9 protein-coding genes are annotated in these 8,255 nt (G+C 62.0%); 8 read left to right on the plus strand and 1 reads right to left on the minus strand.

Going from position 1 to position 8,255, the window contains the following annotated elements; translation table 11 throughout:
• From B2V90_RS22535 to B2V90_RS22570, 8 genes are all read left to right on the plus strand, one after another.
• Positions 1-569 (plus strand): DUF1521 domain-containing protein (locus B2V90_RS22535; protein WP_293923176.1); only part of this gene is annotated, 569 nt, incomplete at its 5' end.
• Between the two features lie 86 nt (positions 570-655).
• The gene (locus B2V90_RS22540) at positions 656-2,068 is read left to right on the plus strand and encodes a DNA/RNA non-specific endonuclease (protein ID WP_293923178.1); all 1,413 of its coding nucleotides are present in this window, start codon (positions 656-658) and stop codon (positions 2,066-2,068) included.
• Positions 2,065-2,373 (plus strand): immunity protein YezG family protein, encoded by a 309-nt coding sequence (locus B2V90_RS22545; RefSeq protein ID WP_009823025.1) that lies wholly within the window; start codon positions 2,065-2,067, stop codon positions 2,371-2,373. Before B2V90_RS22540 ends, B2V90_RS22545 begins: the two co-directional genes overlap by 4 nt.
• Before the next feature lie 196 nt (positions 2,374-2,569).
• A complete protein-coding gene (locus B2V90_RS22550; RefSeq protein WP_293923180.1) occupies positions 2,570-4,009 on the plus strand; it encodes a hypothetical protein in 1,440 nt (479 codons plus the stop codon).
• Between the two features lie 41 nt (positions 4,010-4,050).
• The gene (locus tag B2V90_RS22555; RefSeq protein ID WP_293923182.1) at positions 4,051-4,446 is read left to right on the plus strand and encodes a hypothetical protein; all 396 of its coding nucleotides are present in this window, start codon (positions 4,051-4,053) and stop codon (positions 4,444-4,446) included.
• Positions 4,447-4,938: 492 nt separating this feature from the next.
• Positions 4,939-6,207, plus strand: a complete 1,269-nt coding sequence (locus B2V90_RS22560) for a tyrosine-type recombinase/integrase (RefSeq protein WP_293923184.1) — start codon at positions 4,939-4,941, stop codon at positions 6,205-6,207.
• A gap of 68 nt (positions 6,208-6,275) precedes the next feature.
• Entirely contained in the window at positions 6,276-6,614 is a 339-nt protein-coding gene (locus tag B2V90_RS22565) for a type II toxin-antitoxin system RelE/ParE family toxin (RefSeq protein ID WP_293923186.1), read from the plus strand.
• 2 nt (positions 6,615-6,616) lie between these two features.
• Positions 6,617-6,943: a DNA-binding protein gene (locus tag B2V90_RS22570; protein WP_293923187.1), complete on the plus strand. Its 327-nt coding sequence runs from the start codon at positions 6,617-6,619 to the stop codon at positions 6,941-6,943.
• A 203-nt stretch (positions 6,944-7,146) separates the two neighbouring features.
• Here B2V90_RS22570 and B2V90_RS22575 read toward each other — a convergent pair whose 3' ends face one another.
• Positions 7,147-7,797, minus strand: a complete 651-nt coding sequence (locus tag B2V90_RS22575) for a glutathione S-transferase family protein (RefSeq protein WP_293923189.1) — start codon at positions 7,795-7,797, stop codon at positions 7,147-7,149.
• Positions 7,798-8,255 lie beyond the last annotated feature (458 nt).

The raw sequence follows: 8,255 nt of genomic DNA on the forward strand, positions 1-8,255 counted from the left end.
TCGATCTGGGCGATGGCTATTCCCTGGAACTGGACGAGCGTAACTCGGAAATCCGCATCTACAACGCCAGCACCGGGGAAACCACGCGCGTCTGGGGCGATCCCCATGTCGACATCGATGGCAAGCATGCCTTCGACTTCTGGGGCACGACCAGCTTCGAACTGGAAAACGGCACCAAGATCACCATCGACACCGAACAATATGCCGCCAATCCCAATGAATATCTGGCCAGCAAGCTGACCATCACCAAGGGCGATCAGGCGATCGTGGTGGACGGCATCAGCCAGAACCAGATTGGCGACCTGTCGATCACTCAGTCGAACAATGGCCAGATGCTCGACATGCTGACTCGCGACGGTTTCGTGCTCCAGGAAAATGCCACCGGCGCCGGCTGGCGTTCGGAATTGACCGGCGACATCGCCACCCAGGCCGATCTCAACCTGACCAAGGTCGGCGCGATTTACGGCCCGGGCAGCGAGATGCCGAGCATGGGCGAGATCACGCAGCAGCTCTCTTCCTTCCTGCTGTTCGGCCTGGTCAACGCGCTCACCAACGCGGCGCGCGGCTGACGCGCATCGCGCGGGGAGCGGCTTCCCCCATCCCCTTCACGCCGCTCCCCCCTTTCTTCAGTCCCAGAGGTATCGAGGGTGTAATCATGGGTACGGAAGCTGCAGACAGCATTGGCCAGGGCTCGGCTGGCATTGGTTCGAGCACGTCCACATCGACAGATGTTGCGGCCGACATGGTGAGCGAACATCGCACCGCAGGCACCCTCGATACAACCGCGCTCGCCGCCGATGTCCGCGCCCATACTCCCGATGATCCGCAGGCCCAGGCGGATCTCGCCGCCGCGATCGAAGCGCAGCTGACCCCGGTCGAACAGGGCCAGTTCAGCGCAGCGATGCAGGCGGCGAACGACAATGCGCCCTTCGGCGTGTCGATCGAGGGACAGGAATTCGCCGTCGGCGACTTCCCCGATGCGCCCGCCGCCGCCACTTGGGGCAGCCAGCCTGCGGGCCTGGGCTACAAGGAGGCATGGGACGCCACCGCCGCGCGGCTCGGCACCACTGATCCCGCCGCTATCACCGCCGCGATCGAAGCGCAGCTGACGCCGCCATCGGACGTCACGACGCTCGCGCCGATCACGATCGAGGCGACGCCTGAACCGACCCCGCAACCCTCGCCCCAGGCCGCGCCGCAGCCGGTCGCGCCGGATGCGACGCTGCAGGACGCGCAATCGGAAGAAGGCGTCGGCGCCTTCTTCGATGGTCTGGTTAAGGGCGACTTCAGCGACAATGACAGCTGGTCGGCGACCGCCGGCCAAGTGGTCGGCGGCTTCATTCCCGTCGTCGGGCAGATTGGCGACGCGCGCGATACCGTCTCCGCGATCGGTGACGTGATCCAGGGCAAGGACGGCGCCTGGGGCAATCTCGGTCTCGCCGCGGTCGCTTGGGTGCCGGGCGTGGGCGATCTGGCCAAGGGCGCAATCCGCGGCGGCGAAAAGGCGCTAGATGCCGGCAGCGAAGTGGCGCAGCAGGCGACCCGGCATGGCGACGAGATTGCCGATGCAGCGCGCCCGCGGATCGAGATGGATGGCGGCAGCAAGGGCGACTGGTCGCCCGAACTCAACGCCCGCAATCTAACGCCCAACGCCGATTATGTCGTCAACGGCTACACCTATCGCACCGATGCGCAGGGCCGGGTCGCCGATGTCGAGGGCCAGCTTGATCTCCACACCGCCGACCGCAACAGCTACCAGCAGGGCGTGTCCGGCCGCGAGGATCGCCTGCCCGACGATCAGGGCGGCCATCTGATCGCCTCCATCTTCAATGGTCCGGGTGAGCGCGTGAACCTCGTGCCGATGAACGGCAACTTCAACATGGGCGCCTGGCGCGATCTGGAGCGCACCTTCCAGACCGCGCTTAACGAGGGCAAGATGGTTGATGTGAAGATCGAGGTGAAATATGGGTCCGACAGTCAGCGGCCCGACAATTTTCGGGTAACCTACAGCATCGATGGCGTGCCGCGCACGCGGATGTTCGACAATGTGCCCGGAGGACAGAAGTGAGCGAAGCCGATCCGCATCTGACCATCGCCCGGCAATTGGCGCAGGCCGCGCCGGCGGGATGGCAGAAGCTGTGGACGGAAGGCGAAGTGGGTGACGGTTATAGCGACCTTCTTTTCGCCTATGCCTCGCCCGACAAGGACCGCAATTATTTCGTGCCGTCCTACGAACAGAATGAAACCATTCACGCCGAACTGGCGAAGCTGCGCGACCGCATGCAGCAGCAGGGGCGCGCGAAGTGGAAGCATTTCGTCTTCACGCTTCAGCCCGACGGCAAGTTCAACCTGCACGTCGATTATGACGACTGACGCTGGCCATCGGGCCGGCTCGCGATAGATCGCCCAGCGCCTTGGCCTTTAAGGAAGGGGCGGCGCGTCCCATTGCTTGCCCCCATCGACCCTGCCTAATCGGATCGACTAGCCCGCCTAGTCGGATCGCCGAGCGCCAATCGCACGCGCCTGCGCCACAACGGGTCCAGTCGCAAACATCATCGGAGCGCCCGCCATGACCGATCCCGTCGGCGATGCCGTCAACACCATTCATGACAAGCTCGATACGTCGGGCTGGCTCAACACTGTCAGCAACGACGAAACCCATGATGTCGTCAACACGCTGACCGCTCTGCCTGCGGACCAGGCCGACCAGGTGGTCGATCGCCTCGCCCAGTCGGGTGATCTGGACCGCGTCGCGCATGAGGTGATGGATGGCGACTGGTTCGGCAATGGCGGCCTGTCGGGCGACGAGCGCCGCGCCTTCTTCGCCGACATGGCTGGCAAGCTGGACGGCGACAGCCTTGCCGCATTGAGCGATGCCTTTGCCGGCGCGGACAATGGCGGCTTCGATCCCGTCACCGAATTGGGCCAGGCGGTCGCTACCCATGGATCGTCCCAGGCCAAAGTCGATTATATTGCCGCGATGAAGGGCGGCGTCGATGACGCGACTCAGGCGCATTATGGCCTGGGCTATTCCAGCAGCCAAATGCAGGATGCGGAGGCCACGGCGGTGGGCGACGTTCTCGGCTCGCTGCGCGGCAGCTATGCGCAGTTGGGGTTCGAAGCCATTGGCGACAAGTTGCCCGATGTGCTGACGTCCGCCACCGACGGCCAGTTGATGACGATCGCGAGCCAAGCGGGCGCAAGCAACTCGATCAGCTGGAATGCCGACAGTTTCGAAGCAATCATGGGCGCCGCCGCCAGCACCTATGACCCCGATCTCAAGGCGCAGGTCTTCGACGCGGGCATCCAGACGCTGCGCGCGGTGCGCGACACCGACAGCGTCCTTGGCGGCTTGACCGTTGTCGGCAAGGATGAAACGCTGCGCCAGATGACCAACGGCCTCACCGCCATCATCGACAACGACACCACAGGCGTCATGCGCGAACTCACCTACAACCAGCAGACGATGGATGGCTCCAGCTTCGCCGCCTATGCCAAGGAAATGCTGAACCAGGGCCGCGAGCAGGAACTGGGCCAACAGATGGGCCGGTTGCAGGTTGGCAATTATGCGACCGAAAATCCGGTCGACTATCTCAACCAGGTGGAAACCGTCGTCGGCACCGATCAGGAACGGCGCGCCAATGCCGGCGCTCTCGGCTATTTTGTGGGCGGCGTCTATGCCGCAACCACGGCACGCTCCGCCGATGTGGCCGAGCAGCGCGAAACCGTCACCGCTATCCTGAAATCCGCGCTCACCGTGGTGGACAAAGTCGCCTCGCTGGGCGGTCCGACCGGCCGGGTCGTGGCCGGGGGCGCGGCAGTGGGCAAGGAATGGATGCAGATCGCGGTCAAGAACGCCATCGCCGATGAAGGCGCCGCCGCCGGCATCCGGCTGGAGCGCGGCGCGTTGCCGGTCAACGGGCAGACGGGTGAACTTGGTGTCGGTGACGCGGTGTCCAGCGCCTTTGAAGATCGGCTGGCTTCGGTCACCCGGACGGCTCAGCCCTGATCGGACGGTCGGGCCTTGGCTGGGCATGGCTGTTGCCGGCGATGATGATCGCCGCTTGCGACGCTGCGCGGCGGCCCGACCTGCCGCCCGTGCCGGCCGCGCTGATTGCCAGCGACGAATTGCCGCTTGGCGACGCGACCTCCGCGCGGTTGACGCGCGCCAGCCTGGCGGTGCGCGACCGGATCGAACCAGACGCCGGGCCGCTGGAGGCGCGCATCTATCTACTGCCGCGTAAGCAGGTTCAGCCCTTCGTCGCCAGCCTGGCCCAGCCGCCTGCGCCGGGCTGGACCATCGAGCAGCCGCCCGAGCGGCAGGCCGATGGCAGCCTGCTCGCCATCTATGCGCGCGGGGGCAGGGTGCTCGCCTATCTGCTACTGGACAAGGCCGTGGGCGAACGCGTCGCGGTCCTGCGGCTTTACAATGTCGACCATCCTTAGATCAGGGCGTTTCAAGACGCGCGGCGCATCACATTGTGCGCATGCAGCCAGTGACCCTGTTCGCTCACATCACTGGGTCCTGAACCCTAAATTGGCCACGATCCGAAATTTGTCGCGTCGATCACATTCCGCCTCTCGGCCAAACCTCGTCGCACGTACAATTTCGAATGGATACGAAATGGATATGGGCTTGCCAGATCAAAGCGCTCATATCTAACCGCAGGCCTGATCGCATGAGGCCAGAATATTGAAATTCGTCGAAAACTGGAGCGGGCGAAGGGATTCGACCCCTCGACCCCAACCTTGGCAAGCCGATCGGGGCCATTACGCCAGAATTTCCTAATATACGATTTTCTACTATATTTCAAATAGATATTGCCATGCTCTCTACGACGGCTTAGCCTCCGATTTGCCACGAAACGACCCATTTTTATTACGTCCTTATTACTTTTGGGTCCGACGGGGCACGCGTAATAAAATGGAGGACATCCCATGGCGCAAGCCAAGCTCAACAAGCGCACCGTCGATGCGCTTGTCGCCCCGAAGGCCGGTCAGGCCTTCGTTTGGGATACCGAGATCAAGGGCTTCGGTGTTCGCATCGGTCCGACCGGCACCAAGACCTTCGTCATTCAGTATATGAGCAAGGAACGGCGTATCCGGCGGGTGAAGATCGGCCGCTTCGGCGTGATTACCGTCGACCAGGCGCGCGATCTCGCCAAGATGAAGCTGGGCGAGGTCGCCGCCGGCGAAGACCCGGCCGAAGAGGCCCGCCGTGCCCGCAAGGAAATGACGGTTGCCGACCTGTGCGACTGGTATCTGACCGAAGCGCGTGCCGGCCGCATCCTGGGACGGCGGAACCGGCCGATCAAGGAAGCCTCTCTGGCGATGGACGAGAGCCGTATCAAGACGCACATCAAGCCTCTGCTCGGCAAACGCATCGCCCGGCACCTCACGATTGCCGATGTCGAAGGCATGCAGGATGACGTCAAGAACCGCAGGACCGCAAAGGGCCGCAGCGGCGGACGCGGGGGGAAGGCAACCGGCGGTCCCGGCGTCGCGGCGCGGTGCCTGGGTACGATGCAGGCAATCCTTGGCCACGCCAAACATAAGGGCTTGCTCGCCGAGCATCCGACCAAGGGCGCCAAGAAGCTCGCCGGCAACAAACGGACAAGGCGCCTCAGCGTCGCCGAGATCGAAACGCTGGGTAAGGCCATGGCCTATGCCGAACATCAGGGGGTGAGCCCAACCGGAATCGCCGTGATCCGGCTGTTGCTGCTGACCGGCTACCGACGCGAGGAAGGCCAGGCCATGCAGCGGGCATGGGTCAATCCCATGGGGGGCTTCGTCGCTTTCCCCGATACCAAGAGCGGCGCGCAAATTCGCGCGATCGGGCCCGAGGCGATCAAGGTCGTCGTCGCGCAAGCCCAGATCGCCGGTAATCCATATGTATTCCCTGCGACAACGGGTGAAGGTCCGTTCACGGCGGCCAGCGCCTGTCTCGAGCGTGTCTGCGGATTTGCGGGCATCACCGGTGTCACGCCCCATACGTTGCGGCACACCTTTGCCAGTATCGCCGCCGAGCTGGGATTTTCGGAACTGACGATCCGCGCGATGCTCGGCCACGCCTCGCAGAACGTGACACAGGACTATATCCATGTCGATGAGGCACTGAAGCTCGCGGTCCGTCGCACGTCCGACGAGATTGCCCGGCTGCTTGCGCAAGGTGCTGCAAAGCTCGACCGCTTGCGTTTGGCGGCCTGAGCCGCTGTTTCCGCCACCCCTCCTCACTTGACAATTGGTAACGTATATGTTACCCGAAGAGCGATACGTTGAACGTACAGGAGTATATCCGCGAGGACGGCTCGAGCCCGTTCCGGTCATGGTTCGATGATCTCGATGTCCAGGCCTCGGCCAAGGTGGCGACAACCATTCTCCGTCTGGAACTGGGCAATCTGTCGAACGTCAAATGGATCGGCGGCGGCCTTGGAGAATACCGGATCGATTGGGGACCGGGTTACCGGCTCTACCTCGCCCGGGACGGTGATGAACTGATCATCCTGTTCGTTGGCGGAACGAAGAAGCGGCAGCAGTCCGATATACGCCACGCGGGCGCACTGCTGGACGAATACAAGGCTCGCAAGTCTGCGGCGAAGAAGGCCAGGAAATGAGCATGGTACTGACACGGGATTTCAAGGAGACGGTGAAGGAGCGCGCCGTGCGCGACCCGGCGTTCGCCAAGGCCATGCTCGATGAGGCGGCGACTGCCTTTCTCAATGACGAACCGCAGGTCGCGCGGCTGATCCTGCGCGACCTTGTGAATGCTTCGGTCGGCTTTGAAGCGCTCGCGATGGAAACCCATCGCCCTAGTAAGAGCCTGCACCGCATGCTCTCGGAAAAGGGCAATCCGAGTATGGACAATCTAGCGGCGATTTTCGGCGCGCTGCGAAAGCAGATGGGCGTAGGCCTGAAGGCGCAGGTGATTGAGGGGGCAGGATGAGGAGCAGCAGGTAACCTATGCTGCTTGACGATAACCGCCAACTTAGCTGTCGTCCGAGGCCCGATTTCTGATCCTCGATAGCCGTCGGTCGTTCAGGTTGACCGATCGACCGGTTTCGGGAGTGCCGGTGATTGGCGTAGATGGCTGCAAGGTCGGGGATAGCGGATAGCGGATAGCAGTTCAGGCAGTTGGTAAAACTGAAGTCAACTAGCCGACGCTGCCTCGAATACGGCAAGCTGCGCCTCAAAGGCACGCTTGTAAGCAGCCCGCTCTTTACCGCGCGATACGTAGGCGGCAAGGTTGGAATATTCTTCAACGATCCCTGATCCGTCAAGACGACGTAAAACAAGAACAAGTAATATGTCGGCTGCGCTAAAGTCACCATCGATCCAGTCGGCATCGCCGAGGCGTTTCGACAGGTCGTCGAGACGGGAGCGGATATTCCTTTCGATTATCGCTTTATGCTCGTCCCGCCAACTCTTGTCCTTTTCGAAATATTGGGCCATCTCCCACTCGACAATTGGCGGCTCGACAGTGTTGAGCGCGGCAAACAACCAAGTGATTACGCGTGCCCGCGCATTGACATCGTTCGGGAAGAGACCCTCGTGCTGTTCGGCAATGTGAAGGATGATCGCGCCTGACTCGAACAGGACTAGGTCGCCTTCCTCATATGTTGGGATGCTTCCAAAAGGATTCCGCAAACGGTGTTCAGGCTCCTTCAGGCCCTTCATCGAGATCAGTCGCACGTCGTAAGGCTGGCCTACCTCTTCGAACGCCCAGCGGACGCGCATGTCTCGCGCCAATCCTTGGCCCTCGTCCGGCGAACATTCGAAGGCTGTTATGGTCGGTTTCATCTATCCATCCGGTGATTTTGAAAATCATGAGTATTGAAATTAACGGCAGCAATGGCTTTGCGTTCCAAACACGAAAGACTTGAATAAAACCCAAGGCCTTCCCTGAGAATGTCAAAAACTAGTCGTGTCCGAACAGTCCGATCCCAAGCCGTGACGGCGATAAACAGCCATTGCAGGCGGAGCAGGTTCGGTGGCCAGATCCGCTAACGAAGCCGTCATTCCCTGCTTCGGAGTCGATCTCCGAAAGCTGCCCTACGTTCAGGCACTCTCCGGCGACGGCAACTGGGCGGATAGCGGACCGACGGCTTTCGCTTGCCGAAGGTTGGTAACAGCCGTCGCAAACGCATCGATGTGCAACTGCTTTGTTGTGCGACGCGCTCAACGTTCCCGATCTGGGCGAAAACCTCTCGTCTCGCTCGACTCCGCCCCCGGGTTTTAGGGTCAGGACCCATTGATAT

It is taken from the genome of Sphingobium sp. UBA5915 (genome assembly GCF_002431195.1).
GTDB lineage: Bacteria > Pseudomonadota > Alphaproteobacteria > Sphingomonadales > Sphingomonadaceae > Sphingobium > Sphingobium soli.

What these genes read in the sequence shown, in the direction of transcription:
- B2V90_RS22555 (WP_293923182.1), top strand. Translation starts at nt 4,051, where the DNA reads ATGATGATCGCCGCTTGCGACGCTGCGCGGCGGCCCGACCTGCCGCCC.
- B2V90_RS22570 (WP_293923187.1), top strand. Translation starts at nt 6,617, where the DNA reads ATGGTACTGACACGGGATTTCAAGGAGACGGTGAAGGAGCGCGCCGTG.
- B2V90_RS22575 (WP_293923189.1), bottom strand. Translation starts at nt 7,797, where the DNA reads ATGAAACCGACCATAACAGCCTTCGAATGTTCGCCGGACGAGGGCCAA.
- B2V90_RS22560 (WP_293923184.1), top strand. Translation starts at nt 4,939, where the DNA reads ATGGCGCAAGCCAAGCTCAACAAGCGCACCGTCGATGCGCTTGTCGCC.
- B2V90_RS22550 (WP_293923180.1), top strand. Translation starts at nt 2,570, where the DNA reads ATGACCGATCCCGTCGGCGATGCCGTCAACACCATTCATGACAAGCTC.
- B2V90_RS22540 (WP_293923178.1), top strand. Translation starts at nt 656, where the DNA reads ATGGGTACGGAAGCTGCAGACAGCATTGGCCAGGGCTCGGCTGGCATT.